17 protein-coding genes and 4 tRNA genes are annotated in these 17,637 nt (G+C 70.0%); 5 read left to right on the top strand and 16 right to left on the bottom strand.

Going from position 1 to position 17,637, the window contains the following annotated elements; translation table 11 throughout:
* On the top strand, positions 1-285 hold a 285-nt coding region (locus AB0F10_RS36140; protein WP_360635839.1), incomplete at its 5' end, for an EAL domain-containing protein.
* Positions 286-308: 23 nt separating this feature from the next.
* Here AB0F10_RS36140 and AB0F10_RS36135 read toward each other — a convergent pair.
* Positions 309-2,153 carry an ATP-binding protein gene (locus tag AB0F10_RS36135; protein ID WP_360635842.1) on the bottom strand — a complete coding sequence of 615 codons (1,845 nt, stop codon included), beginning with the start codon at positions 2,151-2,153 and terminating at the stop codon, positions 309-311.
* 304 nt (positions 2,154-2,457) lie between these two features.
* Between AB0F10_RS36135 and AB0F10_RS36130 the strand changes: the two genes are divergently transcribed.
* Positions 2,458-3,228 carry a hypothetical protein gene (locus AB0F10_RS36130; protein ID WP_360635836.1) on the top strand — a complete coding sequence of 257 codons (771 nt, stop codon included), beginning with the start codon at positions 2,458-2,460 and terminating at the stop codon, positions 3,226-3,228.
* Positions 3,229-3,278: 50 nt separating this feature from the next.
* Here AB0F10_RS36130 and AB0F10_RS36125 read toward each other — a convergent pair whose 3' ends face one another.
* The 9 genes from AB0F10_RS36125 to msrA form a co-directional block, all read right to left on the bottom strand.
* On the bottom strand, positions 3,279-5,066 hold the full coding sequence (locus tag AB0F10_RS36125; RefSeq protein WP_360635834.1) for a hypothetical protein: 1,788 nt from the start codon (positions 5,064-5,066) through the stop codon (positions 3,279-3,281).
* A 64-nt stretch (positions 5,067-5,130) separates the two neighbouring features.
* A complete protein-coding gene (locus AB0F10_RS36120; protein ID WP_360635831.1) occupies positions 5,131-5,715 on the bottom strand; it encodes an AAA family ATPase in 585 nt (194 codons plus the stop codon).
* A 41-nt stretch (positions 5,716-5,756) separates the two neighbouring features.
* Positions 5,757-5,832: transfer RNA gene (locus AB0F10_RS36115), tRNA-His, on the bottom strand.
* A 53-nt stretch (positions 5,833-5,885) separates the two neighbouring features.
* Positions 5,886-5,958, bottom strand: a tRNA-Val gene (locus AB0F10_RS36110).
* Between the two features lie 11 nt (positions 5,959-5,969).
* Positions 5,970-6,041 (bottom strand) — tRNA-Asn (locus tag AB0F10_RS36105).
* Between the two features lie 12 nt (positions 6,042-6,053).
* Positions 6,054-6,126, bottom strand: a tRNA-Thr gene (locus AB0F10_RS36100).
* 419 nt (positions 6,127-6,545) lie between these two features.
* Complete coding sequence (locus AB0F10_RS36095) at positions 6,546-8,600, bottom strand: M14 family zinc carboxypeptidase (RefSeq protein WP_360635828.1); 2,055 nt, start codon at positions 8,598-8,600, stop codon at positions 6,546-6,548.
* 220 nt (positions 8,601-8,820) lie between these two features.
* On the bottom strand, positions 8,821-9,165 hold the full coding sequence (locus AB0F10_RS36090; protein WP_360635825.1) for a hypothetical protein: 345 nt from the start codon (positions 9,163-9,165) through the stop codon (positions 8,821-8,823).
* A 75-nt stretch (positions 9,166-9,240) separates the two neighbouring features.
* On the bottom strand, positions 9,241-9,744 hold the full coding sequence (msrA, locus tag AB0F10_RS36085; RefSeq protein WP_360635822.1) for a peptide-methionine (S)-S-oxide reductase MsrA: 504 nt from the start codon (positions 9,742-9,744) through the stop codon (positions 9,241-9,243).
* 272 nt (positions 9,745-10,016) lie between these two features.
* Between msrA and AB0F10_RS36080 the strand changes: the two genes are divergently transcribed.
* Positions 10,017-10,751 (top strand): M15 family metallopeptidase, encoded by a 735-nt coding sequence (locus AB0F10_RS36080; RefSeq protein WP_360635819.1) that lies wholly within the window; start codon positions 10,017-10,019, stop codon positions 10,749-10,751.
* 79 nt (positions 10,752-10,830) lie between these two features.
* On the opposite strand, the gene AB0F10_RS36075 is transcribed toward AB0F10_RS36080, so the two are convergent.
* The 4 genes from AB0F10_RS36075 to AB0F10_RS36060 are packed head-to-tail and all read right to left on the bottom strand — an operon-like array spanning position 10,831 to position 13,189.
* Positions 10,831-11,436, bottom strand: a complete 606-nt coding sequence (locus AB0F10_RS36075; protein ID WP_360635816.1) for a DUF6346 domain-containing protein — start codon at positions 11,434-11,436, stop codon at positions 10,831-10,833.
* A gap of 30 nt (positions 11,437-11,466) precedes the next feature.
* Positions 11,467-12,504 (bottom strand): hypothetical protein, encoded by a 1,038-nt coding sequence (locus AB0F10_RS36070; RefSeq protein ID WP_360635813.1) that lies wholly within the window; start codon positions 12,502-12,504, stop codon positions 11,467-11,469.
* Positions 12,501-12,806, bottom strand: coding sequence for a type VII secretion target (locus AB0F10_RS36065; protein WP_360635810.1), 306 nt, complete (start codon positions 12,804-12,806; stop codon positions 12,501-12,503). The genes AB0F10_RS36070 and AB0F10_RS36065 overlap by 4 nt, the downstream gene beginning before the upstream one ends.
* Positions 12,806-13,189: a YbaB/EbfC family nucleoid-associated protein gene (locus tag AB0F10_RS36060; protein ID WP_360635807.1), complete on the bottom strand. Its 384-nt coding sequence runs from the start codon at positions 13,187-13,189 to the stop codon at positions 12,806-12,808. The genes AB0F10_RS36065 and AB0F10_RS36060 overlap by 1 nt, the downstream gene beginning before the upstream one ends.
* A gap of 383 nt (positions 13,190-13,572) precedes the next feature.
* Between AB0F10_RS36060 and AB0F10_RS36055 the strand changes: the two genes are divergently transcribed.
* On the top strand, positions 13,573-14,247 hold the full coding sequence (locus AB0F10_RS36055; RefSeq protein ID WP_360635804.1) for an alpha/beta hydrolase-fold protein: 675 nt from the start codon (positions 13,573-13,575) through the stop codon (positions 14,245-14,247).
* Positions 14,248-14,343: 96 nt separating this feature from the next.
* The gene (locus AB0F10_RS36050) at positions 14,344-15,039 is read left to right on the top strand and encodes a hypothetical protein (protein WP_360635801.1); all 696 of its coding nucleotides are present in this window, start codon (positions 14,344-14,346) and stop codon (positions 15,037-15,039) included.
* A gap of 102 nt (positions 15,040-15,141) precedes the next feature.
* Here the strand turns inward: AB0F10_RS36050 and AB0F10_RS36045 are convergent, their stop codons facing one another.
* Together AB0F10_RS36045 and AB0F10_RS36040 are read right to left on the bottom strand one after the other, a co-directional pair.
* Positions 15,142-15,726 (bottom strand): class I SAM-dependent methyltransferase, encoded by a 585-nt coding sequence (locus AB0F10_RS36045; protein WP_360635798.1) that lies wholly within the window; start codon positions 15,724-15,726, stop codon positions 15,142-15,144.
* 69 nt (positions 15,727-15,795) lie between these two features.
* Positions 15,796-17,235 carry a hypothetical protein gene (locus AB0F10_RS36040; RefSeq protein WP_360635795.1) on the bottom strand — a complete coding sequence of 480 codons (1,440 nt, stop codon included), beginning with the start codon at positions 17,233-17,235 and terminating at the stop codon, positions 15,796-15,798.
* Positions 17,236-17,637 lie beyond the last annotated feature (402 nt).

Below are 17,637 nucleotides of genomic sequence, written 5' to 3'. Positions count from 1 at the left end.
GGTGCCGGATACGCCAGCCTCAGCCACGTCCTGCAGCTGCGGCCCGACATCATCAAGCTCGACATCACCCTCGTACGCGACATCGACACCGACCCGATCCGCACCGCCCTCGCCCGCGCGCTCGCCACCTTCGCCCGCGAAACCGGCGCCATGCTCATCGCCGAGGGCATCGAGACCCACGCCGAGCACGAGAAGCTCCGCTCCCTCGGCGTCGAACTCGGCCAGGGCTACTACATGGCCCGGCCCGGCCCGCTGCCCAGCCGCCATATCGAACCGCTGCTCTGACCGGCCGATCGCCCGGCCGGGAGTCAGCGTCGCCCGGCGGCGAGGCGGTCGGTTTCGGGCGCGGCGACCGCGGTCAGGAGCCGGTGGATCCGGTCGAGTAGCTCGTCGGCGGTGAACGGCTTCTGGATCAGTTCGATGTCGGGGTCAAGGGCGTGATGGGCCCCCAGCAGGCTCTTGGTGTACCCGGACATGAAGAGCACGGGTAGCTGGGGCTGGGTCTGCTGGATGAGCTTGGCCAGCGTCGGGCCGGGCATGATGGGCATGATGACGTCGGTGAGCAGGAGGTCGAAGTGCTTGCGGTCGACCTCCTCCAGCGCGGTCGATCCGTCGCCGGCCGCGGTGACGGTGTAGCCGTGCTCCTCGAGGATGCGCGCGACGAGGTCCAGCACGCCCTCGTCGTCCTCGACGACGAGCACATGCTTGTCGTGTACGGCGGGTGGGCGCGTCGGCGTCGACTCGCCGGCCTGCGTCGCGGGCTCGGCGGCGACCGGGAGCAGCACGCGGAACGTGGTGCCCGCGTTGACCTCGGAGTCGACACCGATGCCGCCGCCGGCCTCGGTGACGATGCCGTAGACCGTGGCCAGGCCCAGGCCGGTGCCGCGGTCCTTCGACTTGGTCGTGAAGAACGGCTCGAAGATGTGTGCGGCCAACTCCGGTGGCATACCCACGCCGGTGTCGCGGACCAGAACCTCGACATAGGTCCCCGGTGGTATCGCGGGGTGGACGCCGATCTGCTCCTCGTTGATGTCGGTCGCGGTCGCCTCCGCGACGACGGTGCCGCCGTTGGGCATGGCGTCGCGCGCGTTGATGATGAGGTTGAGTAGGACCTGTTCCAGTTTGGTGCGGTCGGCCTGCACCATGAGGGGCTCTGCCGCCCGGCGTACGACCAACTCGATGTGCTCGCCGAGCATCGGGGCGAGCAGGTCGCGGGAGTCGACGAGGATCAGGTTCAGGTCGATCGCCTCGGCATGGGTCGGCTCGGACTTGGCGAATATCAGCAGCTGGCGGCAGAGCATTCGGGCGCGGTCGGCGGCGCCGCGGACCCGGGCGAGGTCGTCCTGCGCGCTGCCGACGCCGGCGCCCTGTTCGATGGCGAAGTCGGTGTAGTTGAGGATGATCGCGAGCAGGTTGTTGAAGTCGTGTGCCACGCCACCGGCGAGCCGGCCCAGGCTCTCCAGCCGCTCGGCCTGAGCAGACCGGTCACTCAACTGCCGCTCGCGGGCCTCCACGGCCCTCTGTGCGGTGAGGTCCCGATGGGTGGTACAGACCTCGAAGACGTCGCCGTCGCGGTTGAGCAGGCCCGCGATGCTGAGCGAAACGACCGCGATGCTGCCGTCCTTGCGTTTCCGCTCGACCTCGAAGTCGTCCAGCCGATGGTGGTGGACCAGCCGCGCGGTGACGGAGATTTCGTCCGACGTAACGCCGAGCATCGCGATACCGCTCCCGATCGCCTCCTGCGCGGTGTAGCCGTAGATGCGTTCGGCGGCCGGATTCCATCCTGTTATGTCGCCGTCCAGGGAGGCGGTGATGATCGCATCGCCCGACGACCGGACGATCTCCTCGAGTCTCGCCCGGCTCTCGGCCGCCTGTTCCTCCGCGACCTGTCGGCCGTGCGCCAAGCCGATGCACAGCGCGGAGATGCAGGTGATGAGCAGCAGGCGCCTCGTCTCCGTGGTCGTCTCCCACAGCCCCCTGGCCGTGGAGATCCACATGGTCAGCACCAGTGCGTAGGCGCCGATGGCCGCGACGGCTCGGGGTTTCGAGGCGCCCACGGCCAGGCATGGCCCGACCGCCATCATGCCGAACGCCACCGCCGGCACCGGCGACTCCGCCACCACGGCGTAGACGGCCGCCACGGTGACAGCCACGACGGCCAAGACCAACAGGATCGTCGACGACGAGGCCACGCGGTGACTGACGTCGGCCAGAGCCAGTCTCAGGTGCCGACGCGCTGACAGGTGGAACATGACCGGACCCCCACGCAGGCAAGCCCTCGGCCGTTACACACGGCCCCAGGTGCGCTTTGCGTACTATATGAAGTAAGCCCTGATCACACACCGTACCTGGGCGGCATCGTCGATGAGGGCTTGATCGTCCGTTCGCCGAGATCGTCGCGCCTGGGCGGGACTCCCGTCACGGGAACCGGGGTGGCGGCCCCGGCGTCGGACAGGGATGCGCCTGCTGACCCTCGCCGGCGAGGCCGTGGCCGTCCTCGCCATGTTCACCGGATCGATCCAGGCGCCATACCTGCGGGTACCAGAACCGCCCGCGGACCCCGGCGCCGCCGTGCTGCAGGTGAAGGAGTGGCGCAGCCTGGTGGGCCCCTCCGAGCGGGCCGAGATGCCCGAGGTCACCATCCTTGGCGGCGGCCGGGTGATCGTCCCGGCCGGTCAGGACGGCGCGCTGCAACGGGCCGCCGAACACACCCTCACGCCGCAGCAGTACCGGTACATCTACCGGCTGGCACACCAGGCCGGGCTGGCCCAGGACCGGCGGCTGCCCTCGCCGGTCGAGGCCACCGACGGTTCGCTGCTGGTGGTGACGCTGCGATCGGGCGGGCGGACGTACACCACGACGGTGACGACTCCCTCGCGGGGAGAATCGGGCCGGCGCGGCCGGATCGTCCGGTTCCGCCGGACGTTGAGCACCCTGATCGCCGCCACGGCGACCACGCCGTACCGGCCGGCCACCTACGCCGCGCTCGTCACCGGGGGATACGGCAACCGGGAAAGCGAGGCGGCGGCCCGGCCGTGGCCGGGGGGAACGGACCTCGCCTCCGGCGTCCGGACGTACGTCGGCCTGTGCACGCCGCTCACCAGCGTGCCTCCGCGAGCGACCGACAGCGCCCAGTGGGCATCCGGCGACGAGATCGTCTGGGTCACGCTCCGGCCGCTGCTGCCGCACGAACGGGCCTGCGCCGACCTCGACAAGGACACACCGTGAACGCGACGCCGGCCGAGGGCCTGTTGAGGGATGACCGGGCTGCGGCGTGGTCAGTCCAGGGTGTAGAGGACGTCCGGGCCGATGTCGCGGCGGGTGACGCCGGGGGTGGGCGGGGCGTTGAGCACCGGCTCGAACGGCGTGCCGATCACCCGGTCGCGGACCACCACCACGCTGCGGATGCCCAGCTCGCGCAGGCGGGCCTGGCTGGGCGGGCTGGGGAACGTCTGCATCAGGTCGCGGATCGCCTGGTGGTCGGGGGTGATGATGCTCGCGGCGCCGTTGACCATGGTGGGGAAGCCGGCGGTGGACCACAGCATGACGCTGAGGTCGATGCCCTCGTCGGACGGCAGCACCATCAGCGGCGCCGTCGCCGCCGCCAGCGCGGCGGGGGCCACGGGCACGGGCACGTGGTCGAGCCTCGGCATGCCCTCGAAGAGGACCACGATCAGCAGGGGCACGGCGACGACCCGGGCGGCGGTGCGGGCGTACTCCGGCCGGGAGGCCTCGGCGGCCCGGCGGCTCAGGTGGGTGATCAGTCCCGCGGCGAGCACGCCCAGCAGCAGGGTCGGCCAGAGGATCAGCCGGCCGGGGGTACGGGCGCCGTCGAAGCCGGGCAGGTACCGGAAGAGGTAGACGTACAGCGGGCCGTTGGTGCCGAGCGCGAGCAGGACACCGATCACGATGGCGACGCCGAGCAGCACGCGCTGCCGGATCGTCCAGATCGAGGCGAACAGGCCGGCGCCGGCCAGCGCGTACAGCGCGAATCCGCAGAGCAGGACCTTCTCGTTCGGGGCGTTGCCCATCGCGGCGCGGGCCGCCTCGTGCCAGGTGCCCCAGGGCAGCGAGGGGCGTGGTGCGGTCACCAGCCCGCGCCAGGTGGGCGAGAACAGCGCGATGTACTCCCAGGACCGGGGCGTCTGCGGATGCAGTTCGCGGACGCGCAGGTAGATCATGGCGAGATAGCCGGTGGCGGCGGCGAAGGCGAGGCCGCCGGCGATGTCGGCCAGGATCAGCCGCCGGCCCAGGGCGGGGCGGCCGGTGATCAGCCAGCCCACGACGGCCGCCAGGCAGCCGGCCGCGAGCAGGTAGGCGAAGGGCAGGCCGATGCCGAAGCCGAGGAGGATCTGCCATACGGCGACCAGCCAGCCCGCGATCGCCCAGCCGGGCCGGGTTCGCCGCGGCCGGTAGCCGTGGGTGAGCGACCAGCCGTGCCCGCGGGCGAGCATCGCCACGGCGAGCGCGATCCCGCCGGTGGACAGGATGTTCAGGTGCCCGTCGTGCCCGTAGCGCCAGGGCGCGTAGGCGAACACCGCCCCGGCGACGGCGGCGCCGACCCGGTTGGCGCCGAGCTGGCGCACCAGGGCGTAGCCGCCCAGGTAGGCGAGGGCGAAGGCCAGCACGAAGACGATGTTGTAGCGCAGGATCGCGTCGCCCGGCCCGCTGCCGAACAGGCCGGCCGGGGCGTACCCGAGGAGGCTGTCGTTGAAGGCCAGCCCGTACGTGTCGGGGTAGAACGCGTTGGTGTTCCAGAGGCCGTCGAGGCCGTGCCGGAGCGCGTGGCCGTCCCAGGCCAGGAGCCAGGCCTGACCGCTCGGGTCGCCGCCGTCGCCGATGATGGTCCGCGCCGGATCGGCGATGATCGGCCTGATCTCTCCGGCCGACATGATCCAGACGGCGTACGGCGGGATCAGCCAGATCATCCCCACCGCGAGCAGCAGCGCGGAGGCGCAGGCCACCACCCACTCGTGCCGGGCCAGCGCCGACAGGCGCCGCGGCGGCCGCCGGTCCGCGGCCGGCTCCGCCGCCGTTTCGTCCACTGTGGCGGATTGAGTCGGCACGCGAGTGAAGCTAGCACCCGCGAGGCCAATCAGATAGACGCTGCTCAATCAGTGGACGTGCCGGTCAGGCCGGGTCCGCCGCGCAGCGGCGGCAGAGCCGCGGGCAGGGCGTCAGCGCCGCGGTCCGCGCCAGGCCGCTGGCGTGCAGGATCGTGGTGACGGTCTGCTCGAGATCGGAGGTCTCGGCGATGACCAGCTCGCCGTCGGCCCCGAGCAGGTCCCGGGCCGTGTACCACTCGCGCAGCTGCTCGGCGGTGACGTCGGCGGCAAGGTCGCGCCCGCCGTGCCGGCGGACGGTCTCGTCGAACGGCACATCGAGGTAGTACACGTGGCTCGGGCCCGGGTGTTCGCCGATGAGCCGGCTCAGGGCGGCGCCATACCGGACGGCGTGCATGATGCCCTCCAGCACGACGTGGTAGCCGAGGCCGAGGGCGGTGCGTGCGGTCGTCGCGATGAAGGCGGGGGCGACCGGCGCGAAGTCGTCGCTGTCGTGCTCCCGGAGCACGATGCGACGCAGTTGGTCCTGCTCGAGCAGGGCGCAGCCGCGGCCGTAGCGGCGGCGGACCTCGCGGGCCGCGGTGGTCTTGCCGCTCGCGGAGTTTCCGCGGATCACCACCAGCGTCGGCGGCGCGGCGGATTCGGTAATCACGCGTCCGAACCTAGGGGACTCGCCAGTGGATGGCATGCATCGGGCGATCACGGGGAGTCGAACCCGCGACCTCCAGGGCCACAACCTGGTGTGCACCACCGGTACACCATGATCGCCATTTTTCCCGCGCCCTGGCCGCCGGCGAAAGCCGGTCGACCGGGCCGGGGCCGTACCCGCGCCAGGACTTGAACCTGGGACAATCGGTTTGTAGGACCGGTGCTCTTCCAGCTGAGCTACGCGGGCATGTGTTGCAGCTCCGGCGGGTGGATTCGAACCACCACCGTACGGATTAACAGTCCGCTGCCCTGCCATTGGGCGACGCCGGATCGATGCGTCAGAGCCGGCGGCCGGCCTCGAACCGGCTTCCTCCTGTTTACGAGACAGGCGCAGATCCCGTTCTGCTTCGCTGGCGTTGCATGCCATCCACTGTTGAGTTGTCAAAAAGAAAAACCGCCCGGTCCTCGGCTCGAGGCGGGCGGTTCAAGCGCGTCTGATGCCGCGCTAACCGCTCCACCGCCACAGGCCGCGGAGATGCAGATTCGCCGTGACCACGCGCAGGTTGATCCCGTTGAACGTCGCAAACTGCTGCAACATGACGGCTCAACTCCCCTCGAGATCCCGGTCGCATTTCGCGGCGTTCCGGTGCTGGAACACAGTTTGCGCGACCCTCCCGGCACCCGCCAGCGAATAAAGCCCGAGCGACGCCGCGGTCCGCCTCCGAGATCGGCAGCCGCAAGGCACGCGTGCGGCCGGATCGTCATCCTGGATTGCCCGCACCTGAGCGACGCGCCGGGTGGCCGGGCGAACGCCCGGCCACCCGGTCACGGGCGTCAGGGCAGCGCCGCGCCCCGGTCACGGGCGACGCGTACCAGTTCCATCAGTCCGTCCGCGTACTCCTGGGACTCCGCGTGCGCCTCGTCGAACGGCGGCTGGAAGCCGACGCCGTCCCAATTCTGGGTGGCCTCGTTCCAGCGGTCGTTGCCCACCTCGAAGTTCCAGGCCACGATTCCCAGGTCGTAGTACAGGTGGTCGGCCGAGTTGCCGGCCGCGGAGTACAGCACGTCCGCCACCGGACCCGTGTACGCGGGCCACGTCACCGTCTCCCGCGACGCCGCGATCGCGCCGACGATGCGGCGGGCGCTGTCCTGGAAGTACTTCGACTCGTCGATCGACGGCCGGGGCAGCGTGATCCGGCCCGCCGCCTTGTACGCGCCCGGCGACCACATGAAGTAGCCGCCGTAGCTGTGCACGTTCAGCGAGAACCCGATGTTCGGGTGCGCCTCCGCGAGCGCCACCACGTTGCTGCTCTCCGCCTCCGACAACTCGGCGGTGCCCGAGTAGGTGCCCGACAGGCAGTTGCCGCTACCTCCCACGTACCCGTCGAAGTACGAACCGACCGCGTAGTTGCGGTTGACGTCGACGCCCCACGAGTCACGCCGGGCCGGGTCACGTGCCGCGCCCGTACAGTGGTTGACCAGGTTCTTTCTCTGGAAGTTGAAGTCGTTGAAGGAGTAGTTGGCGCCGTCCGGGTTCACCGTCGGGATGATGAAGACCTCGACCGAGTTCAGCAGCGAGCGCGTCTCGGCGTCGGTCGCGTAGTTGGCCAGCAGCCGCTCCGCGAACTCCAGGGTGACAAGCGGCGTCGCCCATTCGCGGGCATGCTCCTGCGAATACGTCAGCACGCCGGTCCGCGAGCCGTCGCGGACCGCGCCGATCCGCAGCGCCTGCACGGTCCACGGCCGCCGCGGCACCTCGGTGCCCTCGAGGCCGTCGTCGAGGCGGGCCGGCCCGGCCACCGGCATGGGCAGGCCCGCCGATCCGTCCTCGACGAAGGCCCGGAACCGCTGCGGGTAGCGCGCCGAGACGAAGGCCGCGACGTCGTCGGTCGAGCTGATCACCTTGCCGCCGGCATCGGTGGCGAGACTCACGGTCAAGACCCGGTCCCGGTACGCCGCGCCGAGCGGACTGTTCGGCCGCTGCGGGTCGACGGTGCGCACCTGTACGCCGTTGAGCCCCTGGTCGCCGAACTTCACCGACTCGACGACCACGGCGGCAGCGGCCGGATCGCCGAGGTAGGCCGCCGCGGTCCGCCGGTAGCCCTGGGTGCGATTCGGCAGGTTCAGCACGTCGACCAGGTTCGGGTACTGCCGTGCCAGCCGCCGGATGCGGGCGCTGATGTCCGTCGGCGTCATATACGCGTCGATGAAGTCCCGCTGGTATCCGCTCGGCTGCGGCGGCGGGGTCGCGTTCGGCCAGGCCGCCGGGGTGATCACCCGCGAGGTGCCGCCGAGGCTGGAGGTCGCGCTCACCCGGATCGGCCGCGCGGGCAGCCGCTGCGGCAGCGCCACGTGGTACTGGTATTCGCCCGAGTCCTCGAACCTCGACAGCGGGAAGCTGCCGGTGGTGCCGTCGGCGGTCGTCCAGGTCACGGTGATCTCGACGTCGGGATCGTCCGACGCCGACGTGGCCACCTGCGTCTGCAGGAACGTCCTGCCCCCGCTGCTCCACCAGTACGCCTGCAGGAACTGCAGGGTGTCCTCGGCGAGCGGCGCCACCCGGCGCGCGCCGCCCGATTGCGTCGGGATCACCTGTACGGCCACCGCGCCGCGTGCCACCAGCGCGTCCAATTGCCGGCCGGTGACCACCAGGTCGGCCATCACCTGGCCGGGCGTGGTCCGCGGGCGGGCCGCGACGTCGGCGCCCTCGGCGACGAGGTCCCGGAACATGGCCTCGTCGGGTAACCGGAAGCGGACCAGGGCGGTCGCCGTGTCGGCCAGGTCGACCGAGGTGGTTGGCGCCGCGACGCCCGCTCCCGGATGGGTGAGCAGCCCGGCGGTCAGAACGGCTGCGGCGGCGGTGGCCGCCCAGCGTCGTCTCGTTGACATCGAACCTCCTGCGACATCGAAGGATGTTGACGCCAACACCAGTCGATCCATCGATTCATGTCAACCTCAGCTCAGGTGGGCGAGCCGGTGACCGCGCTTTCGCGTTCCAGGCCTGGGTGACCGTCTGCCCGGACGGGAACGTCCAGCCCAACCGCCGACCGCAGGCAGCGAAAAGCCGCCCCAGGGCGGGTGCCCCGGGGCGGCTTCGAAAGCGGTTCGGTCAGCTCCAGCCGGCGTCGCGGCAGGCCTGGGTCAGCGCGTCGGCGCCGGCCTGCCACTCCTTGGTGCTGCCGTTGGCGCTGCGGCCCATCGCCGCCGCCTGCTCCGAGATGGCCTCGTTGTCGCTCTGGGCCGACGACTTGTTCACCTTGTCAGCCAGGGCGAGCCGCTCGGTCTTGGTCTCGGCGGCGTCGACGCCCGCGGCGAAGTCGTCGCAGGCCTGGGTCGCCGCGTCGTCGAGCGTGCCGGGGCCCTCATCGCGGGCGGCACGGCCGATCGCCAGTCCACCCAGGACCAGGATGGCCACGCCGGCCACCAGTGCGATCTGAGTCTTGTTGAGGCTCACCTTCAACGGTCTCCACTCTGCGGTCCGGCCCGTTTCGCATGCAGAGTATCGGTGGCAGTGAACGGAGTCGACGCGTCAGCCTGCCCGGCGGGGCAGCTTCCAGCCCGGACGCGCGAAGTGGCAGGTGTAGCCGTCCGGGATGCGCTCCAGGTAGTCCTGGTGCTCCGGCTCGGCCTCCCAGAACGGGCCCGCCGCGGTCACCTCGGTGACGACCTTGCCCGGCCACAGGCCCGAGGCGTCCACGTCGGCGATGGTGTCCTCGGCGACGCGCTTCTGCTCGTCGCCGACGTAGAAGATCGCCGAGCGGTAGCTCACGCCGATGTCGTTGCCCTGCCGGTTGACGGTCGACGGGTCGTGGATCTGGAAGAAGAACTCGAGCAGGTCGCGGTAGGACGTCACGGCGGGGTCGAAGGTGATCTCGATCGCCTCCGCGTGGGTGCCGTGGTTGCGATAGGTGGCGTTGGCCACGTCGCCACCCGTGTAGCCGACCCGAGTGGAGATCACCCCGGGCCGCTTGCGAATCAGGTCCTGCATCCCCCAGAAACAGCCACCGGCGAGTACGGCCTTCTCAGCGCTCATCGCGAAACACCTCTTCCTCAGCAACCTGCTTCAGGAACGGTAGCGCGACGGCCCGCCGATGCCGTCGAGAGTCTCGCGGTGCACCGCTCGATATGTGAGGACTTTTCGGGTTTTGCCCTTGTTCGGAGGTGATCCATAGCGTAATGGGGCGTGTGAAACGGTTGCCCACACTCCTCAGCGCCCTGATCCTCGCCACACCGACACCGACACCGACACCGACACCAATACCGACGCCCACGCCGACACCGGCACCCGCCGCGCCGGTCCCCCCGATGCTCACGCCCGCCGCCGCGGCACCGCCCCATCACGTGGTGCGGCCGGGCGAGACGATCAAGAGCATCGCCGCCGCCCACCGGATCCGGCGCCGCGACCTGCGCGCCTGGAACGGCATCCTCAAGCCCAATCAGCCCAGCGTCGACGGCGTGCTCAACCTGACCAAGCCGCCCACCGGCCGGCTCAGCGGCTGGCGCTCGTGGGTCGAGACGGTCACGCCCGCGGCCGTCAACTGGAACGCCGCGGACCGGTGCCCGGTCCAGCCCGCGGACCTGCGCAAGGTCTGGGTCACCTACATCGACTTCTACGGCGCCGCGCACCAGGGCAGCATCATCGTGCACCGCACCATCGCCACCCGGACGCAGCGGGCCTTCCAGGCGCTCTACCGGATGCGGTTCCGGATCCAGGGCATGAGCCCGATGGCGCTCAACGCGCCCTACCTCTCGGACATGGGTACGGTCACCGCCGCGTACAGCTGCCGGCGGGTGAGCGGGAGCACCGCCTGGTCCCAGCACGCGTACGGCCAGGCCATCGACGTCAACCCGGTGCAGAACCCGATGGTCCGCGGCGCCGCCATCACGGCCGGCACCGGCTTCCAGCTGCGCAGCCTGCACCGCCGGGGCATGATGCATGCCTCCGGCGCGGTCCGGGCCTTCACCGAGCAGGGCTTCTACTGGGGCGGCGGGTGGCACACCCTCAGGGACTACATGCACTTCAGCCTGAACAACCGCTGATGACCTGGGCATCTGGCGAGGCAACGTCCGGGTCAGGAAACGATCGTCAGGACCGGTCGACGCGCCTGGCGCCATCCAGTCACGCGCGGCGCCGTAGATCCTTGATGACGTCCCTCAGGTAGAAGTAGACGGCCAGGAGGGCAAAAACCGCGAGAAGACCGACGAAGGCGGATACCCAGCCCACCCAGCCGCGATCCGGGAGTTCGGGGCGCGAGTAGCTGACGCTGCCTCGACTACCCGAGTTCTCACCGATCTGGAAGGTGTCGCCGGGCGCCTCACCTTTCATGAAGCCGGGCTCGTCGATCACGACCCGCGACGCCGGGCCGGTGTTCCAGCTGACGGCGACGACGCACTGGTCGACGTAACCGAATCCCTTCAAGGTGACCGGTCCGCGCCGTTGGCACTTCTCTACCGTGGCGGTGCCGTGCCGGCGTGCCTCGTCGAAATCGGCACCGGTGAACCGCCCGAGGGTCGCGGCCGTCCCGCCCAGGACCAACGCCAGGCCGAGCAGGAGCAGCACGCCAAGCAACCCTCGCCGGAAGGTCCCACGCCGCGCCTCCACGACAGGACGGGCGGCAGGCTTGTCGTTCGCCGCACGGGTTCGGCTGACGTCTGTTTCGGCTTGGGCGAGCAACTCGTCCATCCGGCGCCTGCGTTCTGCCGCCCGCTGTTCGTCGTCGGTCATTTCCCACCTCGCCTGCAGGAGTACAAACGCTCAGAGCGGCAGTTCGACAGACGGCGGCGCGGGCTGCTCACCCGTCAAGGTGTCGGCGGTGGCGCTGCCGTTCTGGATGCTGTTCATCTTGACCCCTTCACGCAGGGCATCGACGGCGACCCTGGCCTTGGTTCCGTAGACCACGGCATCGCCCTGCGCCAGAGTCCGGTAGGCATGTTTGTACGCCGCCGCCGCACCGTCACTGTCGGCGATGTAACTGTCCGCCGTGTGGAGCTTGGACGAGTTGAGGACCAGCGATCCATACGTCGTCTCCGAGATGGCACTGTCCATGACCTTCGTGATCCGGGTACAGACCTCGGCCAGCGCCGGGAACTTTCCGCCGAGGGCGCTGATCGCGTCGGTAAGCCGCCTCAACACCTGCATGATCTTGCCGGTGTACTCGGCCACCATCAGCGCCACCTCGGCGACGATCTTCGGGATCGTCACCACCAGCAACGCCTGCAGCGCCTTCGAGACGGCGGCGCCCACCACCTCGGCGATCAGGTCACGCACGGTGTTTCGCACGACACCGACAACCGAGCCGGCGATGAGCGTGGCCTCGGCCATGGCGTCGGCCACCTCGCCCAGGGCGAGGGCACCGTCGGCCATCTCGGAGGCTTTCGCCCGGTATGCGGCGGCCGCCTCCGACCCCCACCGCGCGGTCGTTGAGCGAACCTGACCGGCGAAGTACTCCGCCGCCTCATACGTGCGGCCCTGCAGATTGCGCCAGGTGGCGACGTGCCCCTCGATTTCCTTAGGATCACCGGCCAGCCAGTCCAGGGGTTCCCGCAGACAATCGACGTGCTCCATCAGCCATCCCACGCCGGCGGCGAAGATCGCCTGGAAGGGATCCATGATCGCGCCGAGCGCGCTCAGCCCCACCACGGCCGAGTTACCGAAACCGGCGAGGAGGTTGTCCTCGGCGAAGCCGTCCTTGGCCCCCATGGCCGCCTCGACGATGCCGGCGCCCTCGTACCACTTGGTTTCCGCCTCTGGAGCGATCAACGAAGGCCGCGAGATCGCCGCGCCGTCGCTCATCGCGTGCCGCGCAGACGCGCCGCCGCGCGCTCATCGCTGTGATCGAAGTCGTCCGCCATGGCCCTCAGCGAATCGGCCAGGGCCTGCATCCCGTCCACCGCCTTGCGGTAGGCGGCGATCGCCTCATCCCCATGCGGGTTCAGGTAGAGATTCGTGAACAGAGGGCCGACCAGATGGCCGTACGCGTTCGAAGAAGCGCGAATGTGCGACGCCGCTGCTCGCGCCTCATCCAGCATTCGGCCGGTCTCGTCAACGTCGCCCGCGTGCCGGCGTACCTCGTCGGTGGGGAGATCGATACCCATCAGCGCCCCTCCTCCTCGCCGTCGACCGGCGCCGGGTATCGGCTCGCGTAGGCGTCCGCGACGAAGGCGGCAGTGCTCGAATCCGACCCGTACATGCTCGACACCAACTCCCCGACTCGATCGGCGAGCTTCGCCTGCGCCCGCCTGGACGTCACCAGCACGAGCTGAGCCAGCTCCTCGCGAGACAGCGAGTCGGCCTCCGGATGAAACTCGAGGTCCGCCAGCCCTCCAGCAGAATTCACGCTCACGGTCAACTCGCCGCCGGCTGAGCGCACAGTCACCTCTGCCGCCTCGAGCTCCGCGCTCAGCTGCAAGGCCCGCCGAGTCTGCGACTCCACCCGCATCTCGAAGGAGCGCAACATGTCGTCCGGGTCAAGCGGCATGCCAACCTCCTCCTGCCATCGACGCATTCGGGCCAGTTCGTCCAGCTATCCGAGCCGACGGCTGCGAGCCAGGCTAACCAACCGCCACCAGCACGCCGGTCCGCCGCCTACCGGTCGCCACGGTGCCGCCAGTCTGGAGCGGTCCTCCATTGCCGCGTCCGAGGCTCCCCCGTAATCCCACACGAGCAGAACAGGCCAGCAGTTCACCACGGACCGACCTGAATGGTGTTGATGCAGTTCAGGCCGCCTGTCGAGGTTTGTGTGGGCGCTGGATGCCGTCAGCGGGTCCTGTGACGTCGCTATGTCTGGCGCTGTTCGGCGATAGTTGGCACCGTTGCGAGCACATGCCAACAGCTACTCGTGTCAGCAAGGAGCCCACGCCGATGTCGTCCACAGCAGGCAAGCTCGTCACCGAGGTGCTGGAGTACGACGGCGGACGTGAGGTCACCGCCTACGTCCCGGCGGCTGCGCCCGAGGCGATTGTCTTTGCTGGTGACGGTCAGTTGCTCACGTCGTGGGGAGCTGCTGTGGAGGCCGCCGAGCTACCGCCCACGATGATCGTCGGCGCGCACCGGCCGGCGGACGAGACGCTGCGGCTGCACGAGTACTCACCGGGCCGCAGTACGGACGCGTTCACCTTCGACCCGCAACGGTTCGCGGCACACGAGAAGTTCTTCGTCGAGGACGTGCGCCGATGGGCGGCGACCCGTCTGGGCGTCGAGTTGCCGGCCGACCGAACCGCGGCGTTCGGTGTCTCTGCCAGTGCAGAGCTTGCGCTGGCCATAGGGCTTCGTCATCCCGGCATCTACGGCGCGGTCTTCTGCGCCTCGCCCGGTGCGGGGTACCGGCCACCCGCCGTGCTGCCCCGCAGGCTCCCACGCACCTACCTCGTCGCCGGGACCAAGGAGCCGTTCTTCCGCGACAACGCGACCCGGTGGGCGAACGCGCTGCGTGATGCTGGTGGCGACGTTGTCCTGACCGAACGGGTCGGCTCTCACGGCGACGCGTTCTGGAAACAAGAGTTTCCGCTGATGGTGGCGTGGGCGTTCGGACACTGACCCGCCCGACGCCCGCCGAAGGCCCGACGATGGTCACGTCGCGGGAGCGTGCTCCTCGTGGTGTCTGCGAGATTCCGTGCGGGTAGAAGGGCGAACATGGAACTCGGGCCGGGTGAGCCGGCTGCTGGGCCCTGGCGCGTCGAGCCGATGGCCGACTTTGCCCGCTCGGTGGGCGAGGCCGCTGGGACCCCTACCGGCCGCCCACGCATCATCGCGGTGGACGGCCGCGGCGGAGGCGGGAAGACGGCCTTGGCCGAGCGCCTCCGACAGAGAATGCGGTCCGCAGCCGTCGTTCATTCCGATGATGTGGCGTGGGGGCATTCGCGTTTCGGGTGGGACGACCTGATGATCGCCGGAGTTCTGGAGCCGCTCCGCGCCGGACGCCCGGTTGCCTATCGACCGCCGGGCTGGGACCGAGACGTCCGCGAGGGGCGCATCGAGCTGGATCGGAACGCCTCAACAGTGATCATTGAAGGCGTCGGGGTGTCCCGTCGAACGCTGGCACCGCTCATCGATGTCGTCATCTGGATCCAGTCCGACTTCGCCGAGGCCCGGCGCCGCGGCCTCCTGCGCGACATGGCCGAACTACACCGGCAGGAGGCTGAGGCCGAGCGGCTCTGGGACGAATGGGCGGCTGAGGAAGTGCCGTTCCTGGAGGAGGACCGGCCCTGGCAGCGGGCACACTTCATCGTCGGCACCGCCTCGTCGTTGCCGCACAGCGCGGAGACCGAGGTAGCCGTGTCCCCGCCGCTCGGACGGGACCCGCACGGAGTTCGGCATGCCGGCGAGTAGGCCGAATCCGCGTGGACTGAATTTTGGCGGTGTCCCTGCGGGCCGTGGCTTCGTTGACTCGGGAACGCGAAACGACTGTGCGTCGAGGGGGACGGGGACGGATCAGGCGGGCCGGAGCAGGGCGACGATGAAGTCCGAGGTGCCGGAGAAGGGCCGCAGGTCCCAGGTGGACAGCAACACGTCGGGGGTGAGCCCGGCGGCCGCCGCGTCGGCCAGGAACTCGTCGAACGGGTACCCGCGGTCGGCGCCGAAGCCGATCACCACCCGGCCGCTCTCGGCGAGGTGGCCGTGCATCCGCCGGAGGATCTCGCGGCGGGTGCCGGGGGCGACGAAGGTCATCACGTTGCCCGCGCAGACGACCACGTCGAAGCGTTCCGGCAGCTCCAGCTCGGCCAGGTCGCCGACCCGCCAGGCCGGGCCCGGATAGTCCTGCTCGGCGGCCTCGATCAGCTCGGGGTCGAGGTCGACGCCGGTGACGGCGTGGCCGCGGGCCGCGAGCGCGCCGCCCACCCGGCCGGCGCCGCAGCCCGCGTCGAGGATCCGGGCGCCGCGGTGCACCATCGCGTCGATCAGGCGCGCCTCGCCGGCCAGGTCCGCGCCGTCCCGCGCCAGGGTCCGGAACCGCTCGATGTACCAGCGCGAGTGGCCCGGGTTCTCGGAGATCTTCTGCAGCCAGAGGTTTTCCACGTCCGATCACACTGCCAGACGCGGAGGGCCCGGTCTCGCAAAGAGACCGGGCCCACTCTTACGCGGGTGTCACCAGTGGCGGTAGTTGTCCTGGGTCTGCGCGTTGAACAGATCCGTGCGCGCCCAGCGCGCGGGGTTGGTCCGCCGGTCCTTCAGCTGCAACACGTCAAGGCCCTTGACGATGTCGTTGGAGTAGATGTAGCCGTTGTACCAGTACGCCGACCAGGAGCCGCCCAGCACGAAGCTGGTGGCCGAGAGGGGTCCCCGCTCCCAGTACGCGATCTCCTTGGGCTTGCGCGAGTTGGTGAAGTCCCAGACCGAGACGCCGCCCTGGTACCACGCCTGCACCATGATGTCGCGACCCGGCACCGGGATCAGCGAGCCGTTGTGGGCCACGCAGTTCTCGGTGTCGGTGTTGGTCCGCGGGATCTTGAAGTAGCTGCGGAACTCCAGCTTGCGCTTGGCGCCCCTGCCGACGATGTCGTAGATGGCGTCGGCGCCGCGGTCCGGGCCGATCGTCGGGTTGCAGGTGGCCGCGCCGCCGCCGCCGAGCTCGTCCGTAAAGACGATCTTGGTGGCGTTGTTGTTGAACGTCGCCGAGTGCCAGAACGCGAAGTTCACGGTGTCGCGCACGGTGGTGATCACCTTGGGCGCGGTGCGCACGGAGATGTCGAAGAGCACGCCGTCACCCATGCAGGCGCCGGCGGCGATGTCCTTCTCCGGGTACGCGGTGATGTCGTGGCAGCCGGTCGTCGGGGACTGGCCCGACGTGCCGCCGCCGTAGCCGCCGTCCGGGAACAGCACCGGGGTCGCCACCACGGACGCGGCCGCCGGGTCGGACAGCGGCACCCGGACGATGGAGATCTTGTCGTGCGGCAGGGCGCAGTTCGGCTGGTCCGCCGCCGCCAGGTTGTAGGACGACACGTACAGGTAGACGGACCGGTCGCCGCGCTTGCCCGGCACCAGCGTCTGGGTGTGCGAGCCGCACGTCGTCTTGACCGACTTGAGGTACGCCGGCGTCAGCGGGTCGCTGATGTCGAAGATCTTGATGCCCTCCCAGCGGTCGCCGGGCACGGCGGCCGTGGAGGCGGCGTTGTCGCAGGAGTCGGTCGTGCGCTGCGAGTCGGTGCCGAGGAACAGCAGGTTGCCCTTGATGGAGACGTCGTTCTGCGAGCCGGGGCAGAGAACCTGCGCGGCGACGACCGGCGCCTTCGGGTTGCTGATGTCGTAGACGGTGAAGCCGTTGTAGTTGCCGCCGTATGCGTACTTGCCCTTGAAGGCCCAGTCCGTGTTGAACGAGGTCGCGAACGGGCCCGTCTTCGGCAGATATGCGACCTGCTTGATGTTCGGAGTGCTTGCGACCTCGTCGACGCCCGGCGGCGTGCCGGGGTCTGCCGGCGCCTGGGCCTGGCCGCTCGAGGGCGCCGTCAACAGTCCGAGCAGGACCGTCGCCACGCTGAGAGAGGCCAGACGCTTGAGCTGCCGCCCTCGTGAGGCAGAGTGCTTCATGAAGCTCCTTCCGACTGGTGGCGCACCGTGGGTGCAGGTTGTTGTCACTGTCGGTGCGCATTCATCATGGTCGTTACCATAGTGGGCGAATGCCGCGCGCGGGGGGCTTTTGGACCGACATGAAGGGATCCGATGAGTCGGCAAAGGACATTCGCGCTGATCGCGGCCGCGGCGGTGGTCCTGGCGGCCGGCGGTGCGGTGCTCGCCGCCCGATCGGGCGACCGCCCGGGGCGGGCGGCGCGGGCGCGCCCCCGCGCCCCCCCCCGCCGCGGGGTCGAAATGACCCACCGGAGTCCGGACGGCCGGACCCGGCGGGCGGCGCACCGGCGCCGGCGGGGGGCGCGCGACCCGCTACCTGGTCGCCGAGGCGGGCATCCGGCAGTTCCTGGACATCGGCACCGG

This window comes from Actinoplanes sp. NPDC026623 (assembly GCF_040638275.1).
Lineage (GTDB): Bacteria > Actinomycetota > Actinomycetes > Mycobacteriales > Micromonosporaceae > Actinoplanes.
This window is presented reverse-complemented; position numbering and strand designations above follow the sequence as displayed.

Bases quoted from the DNA above. Each gene is read 5' to 3' on its own strand.
- AB0F10_RS36130 (WP_360635836.1), top strand. From the start codon at position 2,458: ATGCGCCTGCTGACCCTCGCCGGCGAGGCCGTGGCCGTCCTCGCCATG.
- AB0F10_RS36095 (WP_360635828.1), bottom strand. From the start codon at position 8,600: ATGTCAACGAGACGACGCTGGGCGGCCACCGCCGCCGCAGCCGTTCTG.
- msrA (WP_360635822.1), bottom strand. From the start codon at position 9,744: ATGAGCGCTGAGAAGGCCGTACTCGCCGGTGGCTGTTTCTGGGGGATG.
- AB0F10_RS36080 (WP_360635819.1), top strand. From the start codon at position 10,017: ATGCTCACGCCCGCCGCCGCGGCACCGCCCCATCACGTGGTGCGGCCG.
- AB0F10_RS36075 (WP_360635816.1), bottom strand. From the start codon at position 11,436: ATGACCGACGACGAACAGCGGGCGGCAGAACGCAGGCGCCGGATGGAC.
- AB0F10_RS36070 (WP_360635813.1), bottom strand. From the start codon at position 12,504: ATGAGCGACGGCGCGGCGATCTCGCGGCCTTCGTTGATCGCTCCAGAG.
- AB0F10_RS36065 (WP_360635810.1), bottom strand. From the start codon at position 12,806: ATGGGTATCGATCTCCCCACCGACGAGGTACGCCGGCACGCGGGCGAC.
- AB0F10_RS36060 (WP_360635807.1), bottom strand. From the start codon at position 13,189: ATGCCGCTTGACCCGGACGACATGTTGCGCTCCTTCGAGATGCGGGTG.
- AB0F10_RS36055 (WP_360635804.1), top strand. From the start codon at position 13,573: ATGTCGTCCACAGCAGGCAAGCTCGTCACCGAGGTGCTGGAGTACGAC.
- AB0F10_RS36050 (WP_360635801.1), top strand. From the start codon at position 14,344: ATGGAACTCGGGCCGGGTGAGCCGGCTGCTGGGCCCTGGCGCGTCGAG.
- AB0F10_RS36040 (WP_360635795.1), bottom strand. From the start codon at position 17,235: ATGAAGCACTCTGCCTCACGAGGGCGGCAGCTCAAGCGTCTGGCCTCT.